The sequence below is a fragment of the Parvibaculum sp. MBR-TMA-1.3b-4.2 genome (assembly GCF_053628815.1).
Window position 1 is genome coordinate 3,454,669 of the sequence record NZ_JBRJHC010000001.1, and the last position, 20,973, is coordinate 3,475,641.

Consider the following 20,973-nt stretch of genomic DNA (forward strand, 5'->3'; position numbering starts at 1 on the left):
CATGCATATTTCCACGCTTTCCCAGTCGCTTAATCTGCAGACCTCGATCAACAAGATGCGCTCGGAGTTCACCACGCTCCAGCAGCAGCTGAGTTCCGGCGTGATCTCGGACAGCTATGGCGGGCTGGGGACCGACAAGAATGTCGTGCTGTCCCTGCAGAGCCAGATGCGCAATCTGGGATCCTACAACGATACGATCAACCTGACCTCGCTTCGGGTGAAGTCCATGGCGGACTCGCTGACGCGGGTTTCCGATATTTCGTCCGGCCTGCGGCTGACGGGCGCCACCACCGAGTTCGACATGGTGAGCGGGACGCAGAACAGCGGGCAGCTTTCGGCGGGCATGAATCTCGACGAGCTGGTTAATCTGCTGAACCTCAATGTCGAGGACCGCTATCTTTTCGCCGGGTCTGCGACGCAGAAAAAGCCGGTGGAACTGCCCGATGCGATGCTCAATGGCGATGCGAGCCATGCGGGCCTGACGCAATTTGTCGACGAACGCCGCCAGGCGGATATGGGGGCGAACGGTCTTGGGCGTCTCGACGTGACCTCGCCCGCGGCCGACACGGTGACGGTGGGCGAGCAGACGGGCATTTTCGGTTTCAAGATGACCGGCGTCTCTTCCAGTCTCGCCAACGCCACGGTGACGGGGCCGACGGGCACACCGGCGTCGATGAGCGTTCAGTTCGGCGCGAGCCAGCCGTCGGGCGGCGATACGATCAGCATGGATTTCGACCTGCCGGACGGCACGACGACGCGCGTCACGCTGACGGCGACGACGGACGATCCGCCGGCGGAGGGAGAGTTCACGATCGGCGCGAGCGCCGCGGATACGGCGACGAATTTTCAGGCCGCGCTCTCCGCCTCGCTCAAGACGGAAGCGGCGACGAGCCTGCGCGCGGCCTCCTCGGTGCAGGCCGCCAACGAGTTCTTCGATTTCGACGGCAGCCATCCGCCGCAACGTGTGGACGGGCCGCCTTTCGACACGGCGACGGGCCTGCGCGATGCGACGAGCGACGATACGGTGTTCTGGTACAAGGGCGATCTGACGCTTGAGCCGGGCGCGAACATGACCGCGGTGATCGACGACGACCGCATCATCAAATATGGCGCACAGGCCAACCAGACCTCGCTTCGCGATACGGTGAAGGCGGCGGCGCTGCTGTCGGCGGTGACCTATGACAAGGCCGATCCGCATGCGGAGCAGGCCTATAAGGACCTGACCTCGCGCGTTTCAACCATCACCGCGCCCTCGGGGGCGGAGACGGTGGAAGGGGTGGTGACGCAGCTCGGGCTGACCGCCTCCACCTTGCAGGAGACGCTCGACAGGAACGATCAGATGCAGGGCCTCGCCTCGGGCGTTCTGGGCGACAAGATGGGCATCGACGAATATGAAGTCGGCGCCAAGCTCACCACGCTGCGGACGCAGCTTCAGGCGAGCTACCAGGTGACGTCGATGCTTTCGCAAATGTCGCTGGTGAACTTCCTCTAGTCCCCCGACGCATTTCACCGGCCCGTCATGCGTGGCGGGCGACGGTCAAAAAAAGGGCCCTTTGCGGGGCCCTTTTCGTTTTCGGGGAAGTGAGGGGGAAGGATTACGGCCGGCCGGCGAGACCGGCGGCGATGTCGCGATTGATGGAAATCAGCGGATCGAAAAGCTGCGGGCGAGGCTCGCGCTGGGCTTCGATCTCGGCTGTGCGCTTGAAGATGAACAGGGCCAGATTGGCAATGTTCTGTTTGATCTCATGGGGCAGGGGATGCTCCTTCTCCGCAGCCGAGGATGCAAAGACGGTCCAGATCTGGCGGTTGTAGAGGAGGGCGTCCTCTTCGTCGCAATAGCCTTCCTGCCAGGCGTCCTTTGCGCGTTGAAGTCTGCCCGCGGCCTTGGTCAGCAATTCCGCTTCGAACGAGCGTGGATCGCTGGAATTTACTGCTCGACGGTTTGCCGCGGCGTAGGCTTCATGTGCTTGAGACATTCCCCAATAGCTCCCCTTCGTACCCGATCAGCTTTCGAGCTGCCTTGAGAGCTTTATACATTTCGCCGGTTAATATTTTGCTGTTCACGTCGTCGATATAGGCGCGCGTACTCGGCGCGGCTTCCAGCACCTGCTTGACCAGATCGAAGTACATATCGTGGTGCTGGCGGGGGTCCGGCGAGAGATACATCATCTGCACGACGAGATAGATCTTCTTGCAGGGCGTATCCGCCTCGTCGAGCCGAAGAATGTCCTTTTCGCGGAGGATCGGCGTCGTTCCCTCGATGAAGAGGCGGGTCCGCTGGTCGTCATTGGTGATGACGCTGTCGCCCAGAATAAAACGCTCGCCCGGCTTCAATTCCACCTTCAAGGCCATGTCGCACTGTCCTTCCTGTGTCGTGAAAGTCTGGCCGACGGGATCGTCGCCAGGGGCACGTCACATGTTTTCAGTCAGTGTCCTATCCGCAGGAACGGCCCCGTTCCCAAGGGGATAGAACATGGTCGCGGCATTGCTGCCTGCCCGAATCACCCGGGGCAGTATACGCCCATGGTTTGCCGGCTGAAATCCAACAAAAAAGACGGGGGCCGAAGCCCCCGTCCAATACTCGATACCGTACTCCGTACTAAAACCGGTACCCGGCCTCCCCTTAGCGGAGGAAGGAGAGCACTGCCTGGTCGGCCTGGTTGGCCATCGACAGCGAGGTGGTGGACAGAGACTGGCGGGTCTGCAGGGCCAGCATGTTCGCACCTTCCTCGTTGGTGTCGGCAAGCGTCAGGTCGCCGGCACCGGAGTCCAGGATGTTGATCAAGTTCGACGTGAAGTCCTGGCGGTTCTGCACGACCGAGAGGTTGCCACCGAAAGTCGAGGACTGAGCGCGGAGCGTGTTCGTCGCCGCGTTCAGCTCCGACACGGCGCTCGCAACCTTGGCGTCGCTCGAGAAGTCGGCCGTGTTGATGCCGAGGCCCGTCGAGTTGTAGCTCACGCCCGTGATGTCGAGTTTGGACGAGCCGTCCTCGTTGAACTTCACGGTCAGGTTGTCGCCATTGAGCAGGTTGACACCGTTGAAGCTCGCATCGGTCGCCAGCTGGTCGATCTGCGTGCGCAGGCTGTTGTAGTCCGTCTCGTAGCTCGCGCGGGCTTCCGTCACCGTTTCGCCATTGGTCGAGCTGTCGGAGTTGATGCCCAGCGACGTGGCGGCGGCCGCACCGAAGGAGAGATCTTCGCCGCTTGCGAGCGAGAAGCCCAGCGTGCCGTCGCCATTGTCGGTGACCGACAGGCCCGTGACGCCAGCCGTGTCGAGCACGGTCTTGAGGTCGCCGGCATCGGTGATGTTGGCCGAGATGGTGACCGTGGCCGCCGTCGCGCCGCCCACGATGATGTCGAGCGCTTCATTGGTACCGGCAGACGTGCTGAAGTCATGCGCGGTGACCGAAGAAGAGGTCAGCGTCGTCGCCGTCGCCTTGGCCTGAAGAGCCTGGTTGGCGGTGGACTTGGCCTGGTCGACCAGCTTCTGGATCGAGGTGAGGCCCTGGTCGGCAGACTTCAGCGTCTGTACCGCGAGCTTCGTGGAGTCCTGAAGAGCCGTCAGGTCGGAGGCGCGGTTGGACAGGCCCTGAGCCGTGAAGAACGACTGCGGGTTGTCGAGAGCGCTGTTGACCTTCTTACCGGTGGACAGACGCGAAGACGTCTGCGCCATCATGTCGGCCGTGTTCTGGAGGGAGAGAAGGTTCTGACGAACCGAAGCAGAAAGAGCAATACCACCCATTTTAGATTTCCTTTCCTAGGAATGATCGTCAAAAGCTCGTCCTGAGCTCTGAATGGACGATAGGGGCGGGCCTCTTAAGAGCCAGTAAACAGAACTGCGATTTCAGTCATGGACACAAAAAAAGCGGGGCACGAGGCCCCGCCTGATTTCGTCGTGGTAATTTTCGGGTTAACCGAAGAGGCGCAGCACACCCTGTTCGGCCTGGTTGGCCAGCGAGAGCGCCGTGGTGCCCAACTGCTGGCGCGTCTGAAGGGCGAGCAGCTTGGCGCCTTCTTCATTCGTGTCGGCCAGCGTCAGGTTGGAGGCGCCGGTCTGCAGCGTGTCCACGAGGTTCTTGGTGAAGTCCTGGCGGATTTCCACCACACCCAGATTGCCGCCGAAGGTGGAGGCCTGCTGGCGCAGAACATCCGTGGTGGAGTTCAGGCCATTGATCAGATCACTGATGTTGGCGTCGGTTTCGAACTCGTGATTGCCGTCCGATGCGCCAACCGTGGAGATGTTCAGAAGACCGTCCGGCGTCAGCTGGACGCCCTGAATATCCATCTTGCTGCTTTGATCTTCATTGAAGAAGACGCTCAGCATATCGCCCTTGAGCAGGTTGACGCCCTTATAGCTCGCATCGTCCGCCAACTGCTTGATCTGGTCGCGCAGATTGTTGAAGTCCGTTTCGTATTTGTCGCGGTTCACGCCGTTGGACGAGGACGTCTTCGTGCCGAGCAGTTTGGAGAGCGCGGTATTGTCGGCGGAGTCCGTCGTGACGGCGACCGCGCGGCCCGAGGCGGCTTCCAGATGAATCTGGCCGTCCTCGATGGAGGCGGTGACGCCTTCGCCCGTCAGGTCGCTGCCCGCATCGGTGTTGATCGCATCGACAAGCGCCTTGATGTCGCTCGAGGCGGTAATGGCGTAGTCGAAAGTCTTTTCGCCGACCGTGAGCGTGATCGTCTCACCCGAGGTGAAGCCGCGGGACGTATCGGTCAGCGTGTTGGTTGCGCCGGACGCCGTGGTACCGGTGCCGACGACATCGGTGGACGCCTTGCCGGTCAGCGTGGTCGCGCTGATCTTGGTTTCCAGCGCCTGGTTCGCCGTTGCCTTCAGGCTTTCGACAAGTTTCTGGATCGATGTGATGCCCTGATCGGCGGCCTTCAGCGTCTGAATGGATTGCCCCATGCTATCGAGCAGGGTGTTCAGATCGGAGGCGCGGTTGTTCAGGCCCTGTGCCGTGAAATAGGCGGTCGGGTTGTCGATCGCGCTATTCACCTTCAGGCCGGTCGAGAGACGAAGGTTCGTCTCCGAAAGCATCTTCTGCGTGTTCTGCATGCTGAGCAGATTGGAGCGGATCGCTCCGGAAAGAACCACATCAGCCATTGTCATCTACCTCTAGGGTTTTGCCGGCTCGTCGTATCATCACGGCACAGCGGCTATACTCGGAATTAATGCTTAATTCAGCGTAAACGGATCTGGATCTTTCCTTCTCCGCTGTGGCTTCTCACGCTTCCGAGCGCCAGATTCCACGCCGCGTCACTACTGGCAAGCTATATCGCACAAGCCGTGCCATATCCATTTTTTCAATAAAAACAATCGGTTGAGTGTTTTTGAGGGCCCCGTGGGCGGCAATTGATGCGCGGCCCGCGGCAAAGTTTGCCGGTCGGCAGGCAGGAAATGCTCAGCCGATCAGGCGCTTTGCCGCTTCCTGGCGGAACAGGGAAACCAGGGCCTCGCGGTCCCAGAAGGGCGCCTGAGGGTAAACGGTGAGGGAGGGATACCAGGGCAGGCTGCCCGTGCCGAGCTGGTTGGCATTCTCGATCGGGGCGAAGACGAGGGCGTTGGCTCCCAGCGCGCCGGCCATTTCGGTCGCCGCGTTCCATGATCCGACCGTGAGATCGAGTTCGCACAGAAGCGCGGCCACGCCTTCAAGGTCGTCATGGGTGTCGAGGCCGGGCATTTCGTGGATCGTGATGCCGAGGTTACGCCTTGCTTTGGCGAGCTCTTCCTCGGGTTTCGAATATTGAAGGCTCACAATGTCGAAGCGGTCGTCGTCCAGAAGCGGCTTCCAGTCGGAAAGCTGCGTGGCATAGAGATCGCGCAGCGCGTTCGAGATACCCGAGCGCCAGGTGATGCCGATCTTGGGCCGCGGGCCCAGAGAAGAGAGCCAGTCGCGCGCCCGGGCCCGTTTTTCGGGGCAGGCGACGAGCCGGGGCGGATTTTTCGGGAATGCGTCCAGGCTGCGGCGAAGATGAATGGACGGCATGGCGGCCGGCGCGGTCAGGTCGAAATCGATGTCGCCGTAATTTTCAAAGCCCGATGCAAGGCGCGTTTCTGCCCGCACGGTCGCGCCGGGCCATGTGCGCTGATAGAGCGGCACCACGCGCGGATCGGTTTCGATGATGACATGGCCTGCGCGCTCCACGATGTCGTGATAGACGGTGGAAAAGCGGAAATCGTCGCCCAAACCCTGTTCGCGCCAGAGGAAAATCGTCTTGCCCGCGAGGTCTTCGTCTTTCCAGATGAGACCGGGGAAGGGGCGCAGCGGTGTGCGCGTGCCGGATTCGAAACCGTAGCCGTAAAGATCCCAGCCATTCTCTATATCGCCGGTGGCGAGCAGGGCGAGGGCGAGGTTCCAGAGGATTTTGGCATTGTGAGGCGTGACGGACAGCGCCTGCTGATAAAGCTGGATCGCCTCTTGCGTGCGTCCGGCGTTCTGAAGCATCGAGCCCAGATTGACGGCGGCCTGGATCAGGTCCGGCTTCAGCATCAGGGCGCGTCGATAGCAGGCCTCCGACTCGTCGAACATGGCGGCATTGGCCAGATAGCGGCCAAGATTGCTGTAAGCCTCGGCATTGTCGGGAAACATCTCGATGACTTCGGAGACGAGATCGACGGCGGCCTGCGTTTCGCCGCGCTCGTCGAGGATCGAGGCGAGGTTGATCCGCGCAGACGCGATCCGCGGCTCCTTGCGCATCAGTTTGCGATAGATCTCTTCGGCGCGTTTCTTCTCGCCGCATTCGGCAAAGGCGAGCGCGACCTCGAACTGTTTCTGCAGGTCCTGTCCGGCGCGCCGGGATGCCTTTTCGAGATGTTTGCAGGCTTCTTCGGTCTCATCGAGCAGGGTCAGTGCCTGCGCCATGACCAGGCGTGCCTGATGCGTGTCGGGCTTCTCGGCCAGCACGGCATCCAGATACTGGATGGCCTTCAGCGGGTCGCAGGCTTTTACCGCGTCCGCTGCCAGATCCAGCTTTTGCCGGAGGCTGGTGGCCTCGATGGAAATTACCGGATCCGTTGCGATTTCGATTTCGAACGCCATGCCCACCCTCGTTCAATCCGGCCGACGCCGGTGCCCAACGCCATGGAAAATGGCCGAAACTTGGTTAGCGCATGGTTAAGCCCGGTCGGGCGGATCAGGCGCGCTCGTCGAAGGCGATGGAATTGTCGCGTGCGCGGGTCTGGCGAATGGCGGCATTCTCGCCATATCCGCCCGCCGGCGCCTTCTGGCGGCTGACCCCTTCCGCAACCGCGTGGATCAGCCGGTCGGAGACCGATTTCGTGGCGAGCAGGGTCTCTTCGTTTCGGCGCAGCGTCTCGTCGAGATCATGCATGGCCGCTTTCAGCTCGTTGATCTTTTCCGAGGGCGCGCGGTCGATGAGCGCGGTGCGCTGGCGTACGGCCTGGCTGTCCATGGCGTAGTCGTTGGCCACGCGGATCTTCTCGGCCTGCAATTCGCCCAAAGCGCCGATCTTGCGGGCCTGCAGGGCCTCGGTTTCGCGCGTCAGGATCGAGGTGAGGCTCGTCGTCAGGCGGAGCAGGCGCTCGGCAAGTTCAGCAGGCGGGAGTTGCTCGGCGGGAGTGCGGCGCTCGGCGCTCATTGGTGTTGCTCCTGAAGCTTGATGATTTCCGAATAGACGGTGTCGGCAAGGCCGATGCCGCCGGATTTGGTCATTTCCTGGCTGTACTGGTCCACCAGCAGGGAGCGGAACATTTCCTCGCCCTGTCCGCCGCCGAATGTCTCGTCCGTTTTCACGCCCTTGAACATCGACTGGAACATGCTGGAGAGGAACTGGGACTCGAAGTCCTGCGCCGCGGCCCAGGCTTTCGGGTCCTTGCCCTGCGGTGTGTTGGCGGCGTGCTGCGCGCCGCCGACATGCACATAGGCGGACTGGAAGGCGCCGGAGGGAAGGGCGGTCATGTCCATCACATCACCTCGATTTCGGCCTGCAGCGCGCCGGCGGACTTGATCGCCTGCAGAATGGTGATCATGTCGCGCGGGCTGACACCCAGCGCATTGAGCCCGTCTACCAGCTCGGCAAGGGAGATCGAGCCGTCGAGGATACCGAGCTTGCGGTCTTTCTGCTCGTCCACCTGCACATTGGTGCGCGGTACGACGACGGTCTGGCCCTTGTTGGCGAAGGGGTTGGGCTGGCTAACCTGCGGCGTTTCCTGCACGGAGATCGTCAGATTGCCCTGGGCGATGGCCACGCGGCTGACGCGCACGTCCTGACCCATCACGATGACGCCGGAGCTTTCGTCGATCACGACACGCGCGGGCGCATCGGGCTCGACACGGAGTTGCTCGATTTCGGTCAGCAGGCCGACCACGTCGTCGCGGAATTTCGGCGGAATCCTGAGGTCGATGGTGGTGGGGTTGTCGGCCTTGGCCGCATCCCCGCCGAGATAGGCATTGATGGCGGCGGAAACGCGCTGGGCGGTCGTCAGGTCCGGATTGCGCAGCGCCAGGCGCAGCGTCTTCATATCCGACAGCTTGAAATCGATTTCCTTTTCGACGATGGCGCCATTGGCGATACGGCCATTGGTGGGCACGCCGCGCACCACGGAGGCCGCCTGGCCCTGCGCGGCAAAGCCGCCGGTGGCGAGCGATCCTTGCGCGACGGCATAAACCTGACCGTCGGCGCCCATGAGCGGGGTCACCAGCAGGACGCCGCCTTGCAGATTGGTGGCATCGCCAAGGGCGCTGACGGTCACGTCGATGCGAGTGCCCTGCGGCGCGAAAGGCGGCAGGTTTGCCGACACCATCACGGCGGCCACATTGTCGGTCTTGAGCGCGGTGCCGCGCGTGTTGACGCCGAGCCGTTCGAGCATGCCGATCAGGCTTTGCTGGGTGAAGGGAGCGTTGCGCAGCGTGTCGCCGGTGCCGTTGAGGCCGACAACGAGGCCGTAACCGACCAGCATGTTGTCGCGAATACCTTCCACATCGACGATGTCCTTGATGCGCGAGGCGCCCTGCGCCGGCATGACGATCATGGCCAGCAGGCAGGCAAGGGCGGCAAAAGCCGCGGCAATGCGATGGGAAGAAAAGAGAATGCGGAACATGAGAGGGGGTACTCGTTTTTCGCCAGCGATCCTGCCCCTATCTAGCGAATGCCGTGCCAAAGCCGATCAGGGCTTCCGGCGTTCTGTAAGCCATTGAATTTACTCGCTTTCGATGGCGGGCGGCGCATAGCGCAGGGCGGGCTCCGCGGTGCCGGGCGGCAGCGCTTTCCGGCCTCGGGCGGCAAAAACTGCCGGGAGAGGGGGCGGATTTAACCCCGCCTTAAGCCTCGCGATCCATTCTCCATAGTCATAAAGCGCATGGGTGAGCGCAGTTGGGGGCCATGATGAAAATCGGGCAGACAAAGAGCACATCGGGAACGCAAGGCAAGCGATCCGCCGGTTCGGCGGCGTCGGGCGCGGGTTCCAGCTTTTCCATCGGCGAAACAGGGCAGGCGCGCGCGAGCGCGGGCCTGAGTGCGCCGGCATCCATCGGCGCGGTCGATGCGCTGCTGGCTCTTCAGGGCGCCGAGGCGGCGGACGATGCGCTGGGCGCACCGCGCCGCGCCATGGAACGCGCCGAGGACATGCTCGATATTCTGGATCAGGTGAAGATCGACCTGCTCTCGGGCAAGATGCCGGTCAACCGGCTGACCCGTCTTCTGGGCGTGGTCGGGCGCAAGAAAGGCCATGTGGCCGATCCGAACCTCCAGGACGTTCTCGACCAGATCGAGCTTCGGGCGCGGGTGGAACTGGCCAAATTCGGCAATTATCCCGAAAACTGAGCTGATTTTGCTGCTTTTTGCGGCAATTTGGCCTTTTGCCAAGTCATTGCGTCAGTTGAATTTTCACGGATATTTCATCGGCGAATCACTGACTGCGCAGTTGAGAATCGTAGGGTCTCTCCATATACTCCGCCGCGCTTGGTTAGGGCTCGTTTGAGGGAGTGACCGTCGGTATGGCAGTGCGTTTACCCAAAGGCTATACGCCATCGGACGATGAGCCGTTTATGAACAAACGGCAGAAGGAATATTTCCGTCTCAAGCTGGAGAAGTGGAAAGACGACATCCTGAAGGAAAACCGCGAGACGCTGCAGCATCTTCAGGACGATTCTTCCAACCATCCGGATATCGCGGACCGCGCCTCGAGCGAAACGGAACGCTCGCTCGAACTGCGGACGCGCGACCGGCAGCGCAAGCTGATCTCCAAGATCGATGCGGCGCTGCGCCGGCTCGAGGACGGGACCTACGGATATTGCGAGGAGACGGGAGAGCCGATCAGCCTGAAGCGGCTGGACGCGCGCCCCATCGCCACCTTGTCGATCGAGGCGCAGGAACGCCACGAGCGGCGGGAAAAGGTCTATCGCGACGATTAATTGCGGCAACCGATTGCGGTCGGTGAAACCGGACGAAAGAACGCGGCCCCCGCATGGAGGGCCGCGTTTTTTGTTGGGTCAGCCTGGCTGGAGGATGCGCCGGGCGATCCTCAGAACGGCATCAGGATGTCGTAGAGCTGCTGGCCGTAGCGCGGCTGCTGCACATCGGTGATCTGGCCGCGGCCGCCATAGGAAATCCGGGCCTCGGCGATCTGGGTGTGTTCGATGGTGTTGGTGTTGGAGATATCCTCCGGCCGCACCACGCCCTGAACGGTGAGTTCGCGCACCTCGTTGTTCACGCGCACTTCCTGACGGCCCGCAATGACGAGATTGCCGTTGGGCAGCGTCTGGGTCACGACCGCGGCGATGGTGAGGGCGATGGATTCCTTGCGGTTGACGGAACCGGAACCGGCGCTGGAGCTCTTGCTGCCCGCGCCGACCAGTTTCGTCGGGTCCACGGCGTCGGGCAGGACGTGCTTCAGATTGCTTTCCAGGCCCATGAAATTGCTGAGATTGGCGTCTTCTGAATTGTCGCGGCTGCGCTTGGAGGTGTTGTCCACCTTGGCGCTGTCGGCAATGTCGATCTTGACGGTGAGAATGTCGCCCACGCGGCTGGCGCGCTGATCGCGGAAGAAGGCGCGGGAGCCGGAGCGCCAGAGCGAATTGGGCTGATAGGTGATCTTTTCCGGCTGCGGCATGGGCATGCCCACGCGCTGGTTTACCTCGGCGGTCAACCCTGCGCCGACCGGCGCGAGGGCGGGGGCCTGGCCGATATTCTCGATGCGGTCCACGGCGCTGCAGCCGGCAAGCAGGGCGCCGAGCAGGGCGAAGGCGGAGAATTTGACGAGAGAACGCGGGGTCATGGAAACAGCCTTTAACTTTGGGTCCGGTGCCGAATGGTAATCGCGGAGATCAGCCCTTGGCCGCGCCGCCGCCAAGCGATGCCTGGGCGGGGGAGGATGCGTCGATGCTGATCGTGTTCGGCGCGGATACCGTGCCTTCGATGGTGCGGTTGGAACGGATATTCATGATACGGACGACATCGCCGATGGCGCCGTCTTCAAGCGCGCGGCCGCGGGCGGTGAGCGTCAGGGCGCCGGTCTTGTAGATGACGTCCACCTGTGAGCCCTTGCTGACGAGGACGGGCGGCTCCATGTCGGACAGGCGCAGCGGCGCGCCCGCGCGCACCGGACGGCGCGGCGACATGCCCTTGAGCTGGTTTTCTGAGCCGATGATGTTGCCGGCGACGCGGCTGGCGGGGAGCTTCACCCATTCGATGTCGCGGGCTCTCACGACCTCGCCCGGCGTCATGTCGCGCGACAGCACGGGCACGTCGCGCACCGGATAGGCGCGGCCGGACACGCGGCGCAGCGGGGCGAGCGCATCGTCGGCGGGGGCGCGGATGGCGGCGGCGAAGGTGCCGTTTCGGTTGTTCCAGGCAAGCTGTTCGACCTTTACCGTGAGGGGCGCGCCGTCCGCCACCTGGATGCCGGACAGGCCTTGCGCGAAATCCACCTGAAGGGAAGACGGGTCGCTGAGCGAGGGTGAACGCGCCGTCACGGCGTTGGCGATGGAAGCGGCGATCTCGGTTTCGGGCACCTGAACGCCTGCGCGGGCGATCACGACATGGGTGAGGCCTGCATGATTGTGCCAGTCGATACCGTTGCGCCGCGCGGCAAGCGAAATGCGCGAGACGGAAAGCTGACCGGCAAGACCGGGCGCGGGCGCCTGGGCGATGACGACATCGGCAGCCTGGCCGGCATCGTCGAAGAGATCGCCCAGCGTCACCACGTCCTGCGACACGGTGACGGCTGGATGAAGCTCGGCGGCGGCAAGCGGCGCGGCGCCGCCCGCGACAAGCAGAAGGCCGAGCGCGACGGTGCGAAGGGAGGCGAGAAGAGTGCGGATCATCGGTCTCGCTCCTTACTTCACGTTCGAGGTGACGGACATCATTTCGTCCGAGGCGGAGATGATCTTGGCGTTCATCTCATAGGCGCGCTGGGCGGTGATGAGCGAGGTGATTTCGTTCACCGCGTTCACATTCGAGGTTTCCAGAAAGCGCTGCTGCAGCGAGCCGAAACCGGTGTCGTCGGGATTGCCCAGCGTCGCCGCGCCGCTTGCCGTGGTTTCCTGGAAGAGGTTGTTGCCCATCGGGTCGAGGCCGGACTCGTTCTGGAAGGTAGCAAGTTCCAGCGTGCCGACGATCTGCGGGTCGGTCTGGCCGGGGATCTTGGCCTGGACCTGTCCGTCGCTGGAGATGGTGACGTCGGTCGCATCCTGCGGGATGGTGATGCCGGGGGCCACGGTGTAGCCGTCGGCGGTCACGATCTGCCCGTCGGGGGAAAGCTGGAAGGAGCCCGCGCGGGTATAGGCGTCTTCGCCGCTGGGCATCTGCACATGGAAGAAGCCCCGGCCCTGAATGGCGACATCGAGATCGTTCCCGGTGTTCTGGTAGCCGCCCTGCGACATGATGCGGTAGACGGAGCCCGTCTTGACGCCGAGACCGACCTGAATGCCGGCGGGCACCACCGTGCCGCTGTCCGACGAGTTGGTGCCGACGCGGCGCAGGTTCTGGTAGAGCAGGTCCTGGAACTCGGCGCGCTGACGCTTGAAGCCCGTGGTGCTCATATTCGCGATGTTGTTCGAGATGACCTCGACGTTGAGCTGCTGGGCCATCATGCCGGTGGCTGCGATGCTGAGGGACTGCATGTTCTAGATCCTCTTTCTCAAAATTCCGCGGCGGCGCTTCAGGCGGCCTGGCCGAGTTTGGATATGGCGTCGCGGCGCATCTGGTCGGCGCTGTCGACGAGTTTCTGGGCACTCGCATAGGAGCGGGTGACATCGATCATGTTCGTCATCTGGAGGATGGCGTTGACGTTGGAGCCTTCCAGCGCGCCCTGCACGACATGCGGCTTTTCGACGGGTACTTCCGGCTGGTCGGTGGTGTAGAGTGTGCCGCCCGCCGCCTTCAGCAGGCGCTCATTGTCGAATTCGACGAGGCCGAGCTTGCCGCGCTGTCCCTGATCGGTCGAAATCGTGCCGTCGCGCGCGATGGAGATGTCCTCTTCGTCGGGGCGGAAGGTGATGACCGAACCATTGTCGTCGAGCACGGGATTGCCGGAGACATCGACAAGCCGGCCCTGCGCATCGAGCGAGAAATGGCCGTTGCGGGTGTAGCGGATGCCTGCATCGGTCTGGACCTTGAAATAGCCCTTGCCGGAAATGGCGGCGTCCATCGGGTTGCCGGTCGGTTCCAGCTTGCCGTCGGCCAGATCGCGGTTGAGGCCGATGTCCTGAACGAAGGAGAGCGACTTGTCGGGGGCGTCCTCGGTCGCGACCGGCATGACGTATTCGTCGAACAGCATGGATTCCGACTTGTAGCCATTGGTGTTCATGTTCGCGAGGTTGTTCGCGATGATGGACATGTTCCGTTGCATGGCCATCTGTCTCGACAATCCGATGAGCAGTGCGTTTTCCATGGTGCAGTCGTCCTAGGGTGGCTGTCCGGTTTTCGCTTCGATCCCGGGCTTCCATGTGCAGGCGCTGTGCCAGACGGATAATTCAATGAAATCAGTGGGTTGGGTTTTTCGCGCCGGCGGCGGGATTTGCTTGAGGAAGGCTTTACCCGGCAATATCTGCCGCTTTTCCGGCGCGCCTATATAAGGATTCGCGCGGGTGCGTACGCGCATCCATGAAGGGAAGCCGGTCTGAAAAACTCTTCGTTAACTAAACTCCACGATGATCGATTTGTCGTGAAGCACATGTCCTGGGCAGGACGCTTCATGACGCGGGCAAAAAAGAGGTGGGGCTATGACCGCGACAGATGTCGATCCGTCCACTGAAGTGGAAGGCGTCTCCGATAAATCTGAAAAGAAATCGGGACCCAACAAGCTTGTGCTTGTCGGGGGGCTCGTTGCGGTGTTGCTCGTCGTCGGGGGCGCAGGAGCCTGGTTCACGGGCATGCTGGGGGGCTCCGGCGCCCCGACGGAAGAGAAGGTGGCGGTCGCACCTGTTTTCTACGACCTTCCCGATTTTCTATCCAATCTGAGCGGTCCGCCGCCGCAGCGCTACCTGAAGATGCGAGTGTCGCTGCAGCTTGAAAACCAGGAAGCAAGCAAGATCGTCGATCAGCAGCTTCCCCGGGTTCTGGACGGTTTTCAGACCTATCTCAGGCAGCTCCGTCCCGAAGACCTCGAGGGCTCGGCGGCGATGATGCGCCTGAAGGAAGAGCTTCTGCGGCGCCTGAATCTGGCGATTCAGCCGCCCGTGGTCAAAGACATCCTGTTCAAGGAAATCATCGTTCAGTAAGCGGACCGAATTCTCATGGCCGACGCCGATCTGCAAGACATGGAAGACAAGACCCTGGACGAGACGCAGGAGGATGCCGATGGCACGTCCGAGCGCGTGCTGAACCAGGACGAAATCGACAACCTTCTCGGCTTCGAAGTCGAGGAAGAGGTGGCCGACGAACGCACGGGCATTCAGGCGATCGTCAATTCGGCGCTTGTCTCCTATGAGCGCCTGCCGATGCTCGAAATCGTTTTCGACCGGCTCGTCCGGCTGATGACGATCTCGCTTCGTAATTTCACCTCCGACAATGTCGAGGTTTCGCTCGATAATGTGTCGTCGATCCGCTTCGGCGATTATCTCAATTCGATCCCGCTGCCGGCGATCCTGAGCGTGTTCCGCGCGAAGGAGTGGGACAATTTCGGCATGTTTACCGTCGATTCCAACCTGATCTATTCGGTGGTCGACGTGCTGCTGGGCGGCCGCCGCGGCACCGCGGCCATGCGGATCGAGGGGCGGCCCTATACGACGATCGAACTCAACCTCGTTCAGCGCATGATCGAGGTCGTGCTGCAGGACGTGCAGGCGGCTTTCGAGCCGCTGTCGCCGATCACGATGGAACTCGACCGGATGGAAACCAATCCGCGTTTCGCTGCGATTGCGCGTCCGGCCAATGCGGCCATTCTGGTCAAGCTGCGCGTGGACATGGAAGATCGCGGCGGGCGCATGGAAATGCTGCTGCCCTATGCGACGCTCGAACCCATCCGCGAACTGCTGTTGCAGATGTATATGGGCGAGAAGTTCGGCCGCGACAGCATCTGGGAAGAACATCTGGCGACCGAACTCTGGTCGACCAAAGTGCAGCTCGACGCCGTGCTCGACGAGCAGCGCATGTCGCTGCGCGATGTCATGAAATTCGAGGTCGGTCAGACTCTCATGCTCAACAATTCGCCCGACGGTTTCGTCGATATGCGTTGCGGCCAGGCGGTGATCGGGCGCGGTCACATGGGCCGTGTCGGCAACCGGATCGCCGTGAATATCGAAAAGGCGATGCGAAAGCATAAGAGGACGGCGGCCCCGGTGCCGGAAACGACCGAGGACGTTCAACAAAACGCCGCGCTCCAGCGGCCCGAGGCGGAGACGAAAGAATGAATAGCGTACCTGCGGGACTGCTGCTTGAAGCTGTCGTCTGCGTGTTTCTTGCCGCGACGATCGGCTATTGCTGGGTGCTGAACAAACGGTTGCAGGCGCTGCGCTCGGGCCAGGACGGGTTGCGCGATCTTATCCGCGACCTGAACAAGGCGACGGGGCAAGCGGCGACTGCGATCAACGACCTCACGGCGGCCAATGCTCAGGCCGGCGCGGCGCTGACCGGACGTCTGAAGGATGCGCGCGAGCTTGCCGACGAACTGGGCCTGATGATCAATTCGGGCAATTCGATTGCCGACAGGCTGGGGCGGAGCATCGACAGGCGTCATGCCGCCGCGCCCGCGCCGAAACCGGCTGCCGGGCCGCGCCAGCAGGCGCAGCAGCCGCAGACGGCCCCGCAGCGCCGCGACGGCGCGCAGGGCGCACCCGCTACACAACGTGTTCTGCGCGAGCCGCATCCGCTTGTCGATGCCGTGCGCCGGACACGCTAGACCGCCTTGCCGTTTTACCGGAACGACGAGGCGACCCGTGTCTTTTGATTTTCCACAGGTCCGGGTGGCGACCCCGGTTGCGCCTTGACCTGGAACTGCCCGTGAGGAACCTGACTCATGCTTGACCGGCTTCGACTTTTGCCAATGGTGATGGTGGCCGCGGCGCTTCTGCTGGGGCTGAAACTCATCGATATCGGCGAGCAGCTGACCGGCGGCCCGGGCGGACAGTTCGCCTATGTATCGCCTGCCATTGCCCAGACACCGGCAAAGGAGCCTGCGAAAGAGGCGCATGCGGGCGAGGCGAAGGGCGAAGACAGCGACGCCGATCATGCAGCCGAGGCGGCCCGGAGCGATGAGACCGCCATGGCCGAAAAGACAGCCGATGCGGCTGACGCGACGGGGATCGACGGCGGCGCCAACGGTCTTTCCAAATCGGAGATCGCGGTTCTCGAAAGCCTGTCGAAGCGGCGCGAGGAACTGCAGCGGCGCGCCAAGGCGCTCGACATGCGCGAGCAGCTTGTCGAGGCGACGGAGAAGCGTCTTCAGGACCGCGTGGCCGAGTTGAAGCAGATCCAGGCCGATATCGACAAGACGATCGAACGGAAGGACAAGCAGTCCGAGGAACGTCTGGCATCGGTCGTGAAAATGTATGAAAGCATGAAGCCGAAGGATGCGGCGCGGATCTTCGAGCGGCTCGATATGGGTGTGCTGCTCGATGTGGTGAAGCGCATGTCGCCGCGGAAGGTGGCAAGCGTGCTCTCGCAGATGGACCCCGTGGCGGCGCAGGAACTGACGGTGGAGCTGGCGACGGGCGACAACATGCCAGATATCAAGGGCGGGGGGATGCCTTCGCGCACGCTGCCCGCCGCGTCGGTTACGCCGCTGAATTCCAACTCCTGAGGTGTTCGGCGTTCTTTCGGCGTTGGGCTTGAAACGGGCATCGCATTTAAAGAGCGCTTAACCGTAAGCGTTTAGCTTTCAAGACTGGGTAATTTCAAACGCTTCGCCTACGGACAAGCAAGGCCGGGGCAGGCAGGGCGACGGAATCGGGTGGGAAGCGCGTGATCGGCATCCGGCATTTCTGGAACGGGTTGAACGGCGCCAGGTGGCACGCTGCGATGGCGGCCGCGCTGGTCGTTGCGCTGTCGTTCGTCTCGAGTGCCGCCCGGGCCGCCGATACGCCGCGCCTTTCGCTCAAGGAAGAAAACGGCTATGGCCGGATGGTCTTCGCCTTTCAGGGTGACGTTCCGGCCTATACGCAAAAGACGGTCGCGGGCGTGCTGGTGCTCTCTTTCGAGCGGCCCGTTAGCGTCGGTCTCAAGACCTTTTCCCGGGAAATGCCGCGCTACGTGGCGCAGGCCCGAGAGGACGCCGCCGGCAAGACGCTGCGCCTGGCGCTGACCACCGATTTCTGGGTCAATACGCGCGTTGCCGAGCATTCCCTTTATGTCGATCTCATTCCGCCGCAATGGGCGGGCCCGGCACCGGACTTGCCGAAGGACGTGCTTGCGCGTCTGGCCGCCGCGAAAAAGGCGAAGCAGGAAGCGGAAGCCGCCAAGGAAGCGGCTGCCAAGGCCGGTATCGATGTGCCCACGGCGCCCGATCCGGTGCTGCGCGTTCGCGCGGTCCATGCCAATGCGATGACGCGGCTGGTGTTCGACTGGAACCAGCCCGTTCTCTATGCCGTGGCGCGACGCGGCAACAAGGTGACGCTGACCTTCGACCGGGATGCGCGGGTGGATCTTGCGCCCTTGCGCGTGAACCGGCCGCCCTATCTGAAAGACATCGAGGCCGCCAAGCATCAAGGCAAGCTGGTGGTGCAATTGACGGTGGCGGACAAGGCGAAGGTGCGCGACTTCCGCGAAGAGCTGAGTATCGTGCTCGATATCGAGGGCGATCATCTTGCTACGCCGGCGGCTGACGCCGATGTCGAAACGAAAGCTCCCGACGCTGCCCTGCCTTCGCATGATGCGGCGGATGGCGCGGCTGCAGAAGGCGATGCGGCCGCGACCGGGCATGAGCACGGGCATAGCCGTGTCGAGCAGGGGAAGGCCGAGCAGGGGAAGGCCGAAAAACACTCGGTTGCGGACGAGCATACCGGCGAAGCGGCTTCTTCCCGTTCCGGCGACGCGTCCCGCCTTGGCGACATGCCGCCGCCGAAAGAGGGCGTGCGGGCCGATGACGGCCGGGTGGCCGTCACGCTCGATGCGGGAGCGGAGACAAGCGATCTCATCTTTTCATGGCCGGAGGAAGTGGGCGCGGCGGTCTTCGAATGGGCGGGCGATCTCTGGGTCGTTTTCGACCGGAAGGCCGAATTCGATCTTTCCTCGCTGCCGGAAGACGGCGCGGCGCGCATCGGGAAATGGCGCAGCGTCGAGCTGCCGCAAGGCATTGCCTTTGCCGCCAAGCTGAACGGACCCATGCTCATCGGCGCCAATGCGGAAGGGCGCGACTGGCGGATCAGCATTGGCGAGACGCTGACCAGCGCCGGCGGCGCCGTTCCGGTTTCGCGAAGCTGGCAGGATGACGGCAGGGGCGTGGTGTCGCTGGGCCTTGCTTCCGCGCATCGCGTGATCCGTATAACCGATCCGCTCACCCAGCAGAAGGCGATCGCCGTCACGGCGGAAGCGCCGGTGCAGGGCGTTCAAACGCCGCGTAGCTTTATCGAGTTTCGAATCCTGCAATCCGTGCAGGGCGTGGGCGTCGTGCCGATTGCCGACGATGTGAATGTGGCCGTCGCGCCGCAATCGGTCGTGGTGTCGCGCAAGGAGGGGCTGACACTGTCGGCGGATATGCCGGTTGACCGCGGCGACCGCATGGCGCTGGCCGACGGCAATGCCGACAGGCAGGCCGGGCGCTCCCTGCCGGGACGAATGGATATCGAGACATGGGCCAAGGCGCCCGCCGAGGCCGGTAAAGGCTTCATGGCGGGCAAGCAGTATTATCAGGACCGCATTGCGCGCGCAGGGTTTAGCGATGTGGGCGAGGCATGGCTCGACTATGCCCGCTATCTGGTTGGAAACGAGCTGGGGCAGGAAGCGCTGGCCGCTCTTGCCTCGGCGGTCAAGGCCGAGCCGTCTTCCATCAATTCGGCCTCCTACAGAGCATTGCGCGGCGCGGCGGGCGTGCTTGCGCGTCATTATTCGGAGGCGCTCGAGGACCTCAACGGGCACGGTCTCGACAGCGATCCTTACGCGGCAGGCTGGCGGGGCGCTGCGCGGGCAGGGCGCGGCGAATGGGAAAGGGCGCGCAGCGCCTTCGCGCTGGCGGGTAACACGGTCGACAATACGGGGCGTGACATGGCCCTCGATTTCCGCATCGACGCGGCGATGGCGGGGCTGGAAACCGGCGACCTCGATTTTGCCAAGCGCATGGTTCGCGCCATGCCCAATCCCGGTCATGACAAGAAGGATCTGGCCCGGACGCTTATCGTTCAGGCGCGGCTTGCCGAGGCGCAGGGGCAGCCCGAGGATGCGAAAATCCTTTACGATCAGGCCGAGGAAACCGGCTATCCGCCGGTGCAGGCCGAAGCGCGTTTCCGGCTCGCCGATCTGAAACATCGCAGCGGCGAGATGGACGACAAGGGTTTTGCCGCCGAGCTTGAAAAACTGCGCATGGCGTGGCGGGGCGGCGAGTTGGAGCTTTCGGTGTTGCGGGCGCTGGCGAATATCCGTCTGCGACAGGGCAATATTCAGGCGGCGCTGGAGCTGATGCGGACGGTGTCGCTCAATTTCCCGCATAGCGATGCGGCGCATGTGCTGGCCGGGCGGATGTCCGATGTGTTTGCGAATTACTTCATCTCGGGCGGCGGCAAGGAGATGCCGCCGGTGAAGGCGCTCGCCTTCTATTACAATTTCCAGCAATTGACGCCGGTGGGGCAGAAGGGCGACGAGATGATCCGCCATCTTGCCGACCGCCTGGTGGAAGTGGATCTGCTGCCGCAGGCGGCGCAGTTGCTCGACTATCAGATCGAAAACCGCCTTCATGGCGGGGTGGCCAAGGCACAGGTCGCCGCGCGGCTGGCGGGCATCTATCTGCTCGACCAGAAGCCCAAGGCCGCGCTCCATGCGCTGCGCGAAACGCGGCAGGTGCAGCTTCCCGCCGCGCTGCAGGAACAGCGCCGTCTTCTGGAGGCGCGCACGCTCGCCGACCTTCATCAATATGACAATGCGCTGGACCTGCTGGCGCAGATGAAAAACCGGAAAGCGGCTCTCCTGCGCTGCGACGTGCTGTGGGATTCGGCGCGCTGGCCCGACGCGGGCGCCGCCCTGGAGGCGGAGCTTGGCGACAGCTGGAAGAACGACGGCGCGCTGGACGCGGAGACGCGCTTCGAGGTGATGCGCGCCGCGATCGCCTATTCCATGGCGCAGGATGAGGACGGGCTCGGCCGCCTTCGCAAGAAGTTCGGCGAGAAGATGCAGCAAAGCCCGGATGCGAGCGCCTTTGCCGCCGTGTCCGATCCCATCGGCGCCGGCAGTGGCGGTGCCTTCCGCGATGCGGTGCGCCGCATTGCCTCGGTCAATACGCTGGACAAGTTCCTCGCCTCGCTTGGCAAGGGCACCCCGACGGATGCGGTGCTGAACTAGAACGGCCTATCCAGACTTTCCTCATTTGACGGTGGGTGGCGGCGCCGGACCGCGGGGTGGGCCTTGCGTTAGAAGTGTAATGTT

General features: G+C 62.9%; 20 protein-coding genes. 8 read left to right on the forward strand and 12 right to left on the reverse strand.

The features are described 5' to 3' along the window. Window position 1 precedes the first annotated feature (1 nt). Window positions 2–1,492 (forward strand): flagellin, encoded by a 1,491-nt coding sequence (locus tag ACSSVQ_RS16530; protein WP_454184413.1) that lies wholly within the window; start codon window positions 2–4, stop codon window positions 1,490–1,492. Window positions 1,493–1,595: 103 nt separating this feature from the next. Here ACSSVQ_RS16530 and flaF read toward each other — a convergent pair whose 3' ends face one another. The 8 genes from flaF to ACSSVQ_RS16570 all read right to left on the reverse strand — a co-directional run bounded on the left by flaF (window position 1,596) and on the right by ACSSVQ_RS16570 (window position 9,064). After that, window positions 1,596–1,976 (reverse strand): flagellar biosynthesis regulator FlaF, encoded by a 381-nt coding sequence (flaF, locus tag ACSSVQ_RS16535; protein ID WP_293328503.1) that lies wholly within the window; start codon window positions 1,974–1,976, stop codon window positions 1,596–1,598. Then, window positions 1,960–2,352 (reverse strand): flagellar biosynthesis repressor FlbT, encoded by a 393-nt coding sequence (flbT, locus tag ACSSVQ_RS16540; RefSeq protein ID WP_293328504.1) that lies wholly within the window; start codon window positions 2,350–2,352, stop codon window positions 1,960–1,962. The genes flaF and flbT overlap by 17 nt, the downstream gene beginning before the upstream one ends. 271 nt (window positions 2,353–2,623) lie before the next feature. Further along, a complete protein-coding gene (locus ACSSVQ_RS16545; protein WP_293328505.1) occupies window positions 2,624–3,742 on the reverse strand; it encodes a flagellin N-terminal helical domain-containing protein in 1,119 nt (372 codons plus the stop codon). A 168-nt stretch (window positions 3,743–3,910) separates the two neighbouring features. Next, window positions 3,911–5,107 (reverse strand): flagellin N-terminal helical domain-containing protein, encoded by a 1,197-nt coding sequence (locus ACSSVQ_RS16550; protein ID WP_454184414.1) that lies wholly within the window; start codon window positions 5,105–5,107, stop codon window positions 3,911–3,913. A 298-nt stretch (window positions 5,108–5,405) separates the two neighbouring features. Beyond that, window positions 5,406–7,043, reverse strand: a complete 1,638-nt coding sequence (locus tag ACSSVQ_RS16555) for a tetratricopeptide repeat protein (RefSeq protein ID WP_454184415.1) — start codon at window positions 7,041–7,043, stop codon at window positions 5,406–5,408. 94 nt (window positions 7,044–7,137) lie between these two features. Beyond that, window positions 7,138–7,602 carry a hypothetical protein gene (locus tag ACSSVQ_RS16560; protein WP_293328508.1) on the reverse strand — a complete coding sequence of 155 codons (465 nt, stop codon included), beginning with the start codon at window positions 7,600–7,602 and terminating at the stop codon, window positions 7,138–7,140. After that, a complete protein-coding gene (locus ACSSVQ_RS16565; protein WP_293328509.1) occupies window positions 7,599–7,928 on the reverse strand; it encodes a rod-binding protein in 330 nt (109 codons plus the stop codon). The genes ACSSVQ_RS16560 and ACSSVQ_RS16565 overlap by 4 nt, the downstream gene beginning before the upstream one ends. Then, window positions 7,928–9,064 (reverse strand): flagellar basal body P-ring protein FlgI, encoded by a 1,137-nt coding sequence (locus ACSSVQ_RS16570; protein WP_454184416.1) that lies wholly within the window; start codon window positions 9,062–9,064, stop codon window positions 7,928–7,930. The genes ACSSVQ_RS16565 and ACSSVQ_RS16570 overlap by 1 nt, the downstream gene beginning before the upstream one ends. Window positions 9,065–9,348: 284 nt before the next feature. Between ACSSVQ_RS16570 and ACSSVQ_RS16575 the strand changes: the two genes are divergently transcribed. Continuing rightward, the gene (locus ACSSVQ_RS16575) at window positions 9,349–9,786 is read left to right on the forward strand and encodes a flagellar assembly protein FliX (RefSeq protein ID WP_454184417.1); all 438 of its coding nucleotides are present in this window, start codon (window positions 9,349–9,351) and stop codon (window positions 9,784–9,786) included. A 173-nt stretch (window positions 9,787–9,959) separates the two neighbouring features. After that, entirely contained in the window at window positions 9,960–10,376 is a 417-nt protein-coding gene (gene dksA, locus ACSSVQ_RS16580) for an RNA polymerase-binding protein DksA (protein WP_293328511.1), read from the forward strand. Between the two features lie 110 nt (window positions 10,377–10,486). Here the strand turns inward: dksA and flgH are convergent, their stop codons facing one another. Genes flgH through flgF form a run of 4 tightly spaced genes read right to left on the reverse strand, consistent with a single transcriptional unit; the run spans window position 10,487 to window position 13,855 of the window. Continuing rightward, window positions 10,487–11,239, reverse strand: a complete 753-nt coding sequence (gene flgH, locus ACSSVQ_RS16585; protein ID WP_454184418.1) for a flagellar basal body L-ring protein FlgH — start codon at window positions 11,237–11,239, stop codon at window positions 10,487–10,489. Between the two features lie 49 nt (window positions 11,240–11,288). Further along, the gene (gene flgA, locus ACSSVQ_RS16590; RefSeq protein ID WP_454184419.1) at window positions 11,289–12,287 is read right to left on the reverse strand and encodes a flagellar basal body P-ring formation chaperone FlgA; all 999 of its coding nucleotides are present in this window, start codon (window positions 12,285–12,287) and stop codon (window positions 11,289–11,291) included. Window positions 12,288–12,299: 12 nt separating this feature from the next. After that, a complete protein-coding gene (gene flgG, locus ACSSVQ_RS16595) occupies window positions 12,300–13,085 on the reverse strand; it encodes a flagellar basal-body rod protein FlgG (RefSeq protein WP_293328514.1) in 786 nt (261 codons plus the stop codon). 38 nt (window positions 13,086–13,123) lie between these two features. After that, a complete protein-coding gene (flgF, locus tag ACSSVQ_RS16600) occupies window positions 13,124–13,855 on the reverse strand; it encodes a flagellar basal-body rod protein FlgF (RefSeq protein ID WP_454184420.1) in 732 nt (243 codons plus the stop codon). Between the two features lie 331 nt (window positions 13,856–14,186). Here flgF and ACSSVQ_RS16605 point away from each other — a divergent pair, with 331 nt between their 5' ends. The 5 genes from ACSSVQ_RS16605 (at window position 14,187) to ACSSVQ_RS16625 (ending at window position 20,889) form a co-directional block, all read left to right on the forward strand. After that, window positions 14,187–14,684 (forward strand): flagellar basal body-associated FliL family protein, encoded by a 498-nt coding sequence (locus ACSSVQ_RS16605; protein WP_454184421.1) that lies wholly within the window; start codon window positions 14,187–14,189, stop codon window positions 14,682–14,684. A 39-nt stretch (window positions 14,685–14,723) separates the two neighbouring features. After that, entirely contained in the window at window positions 14,724–15,815 is a 1,092-nt protein-coding gene (fliM, locus tag ACSSVQ_RS16610; protein ID WP_454184715.1) for a flagellar motor switch protein FliM, read from the forward strand. Then, entirely contained in the window at window positions 15,812–16,303 is a 492-nt protein-coding gene (locus ACSSVQ_RS16615; protein ID WP_454184422.1) for a DUF6468 domain-containing protein, read from the forward strand. The genes fliM and ACSSVQ_RS16615 overlap by 4 nt, the downstream gene beginning before the upstream one ends. A 117-nt stretch (window positions 16,304–16,420) precedes the next feature. After that, window positions 16,421–17,203: a MotE family protein gene (locus tag ACSSVQ_RS16620; protein ID WP_454184423.1), complete on the forward strand. Its 783-nt coding sequence runs from the start codon at window positions 16,421–16,423 to the stop codon at window positions 17,201–17,203. 161 nt (window positions 17,204–17,364) lie between these two features. Beyond that, on the forward strand, window positions 17,365–20,889 hold the full coding sequence (locus ACSSVQ_RS16625) for a hypothetical protein (RefSeq protein ID WP_454184424.1): 3,525 nt from the start codon (window positions 17,365–17,367) through the stop codon (window positions 20,887–20,889). Window positions 20,890–20,973: the final 84 nt, after the last annotated feature.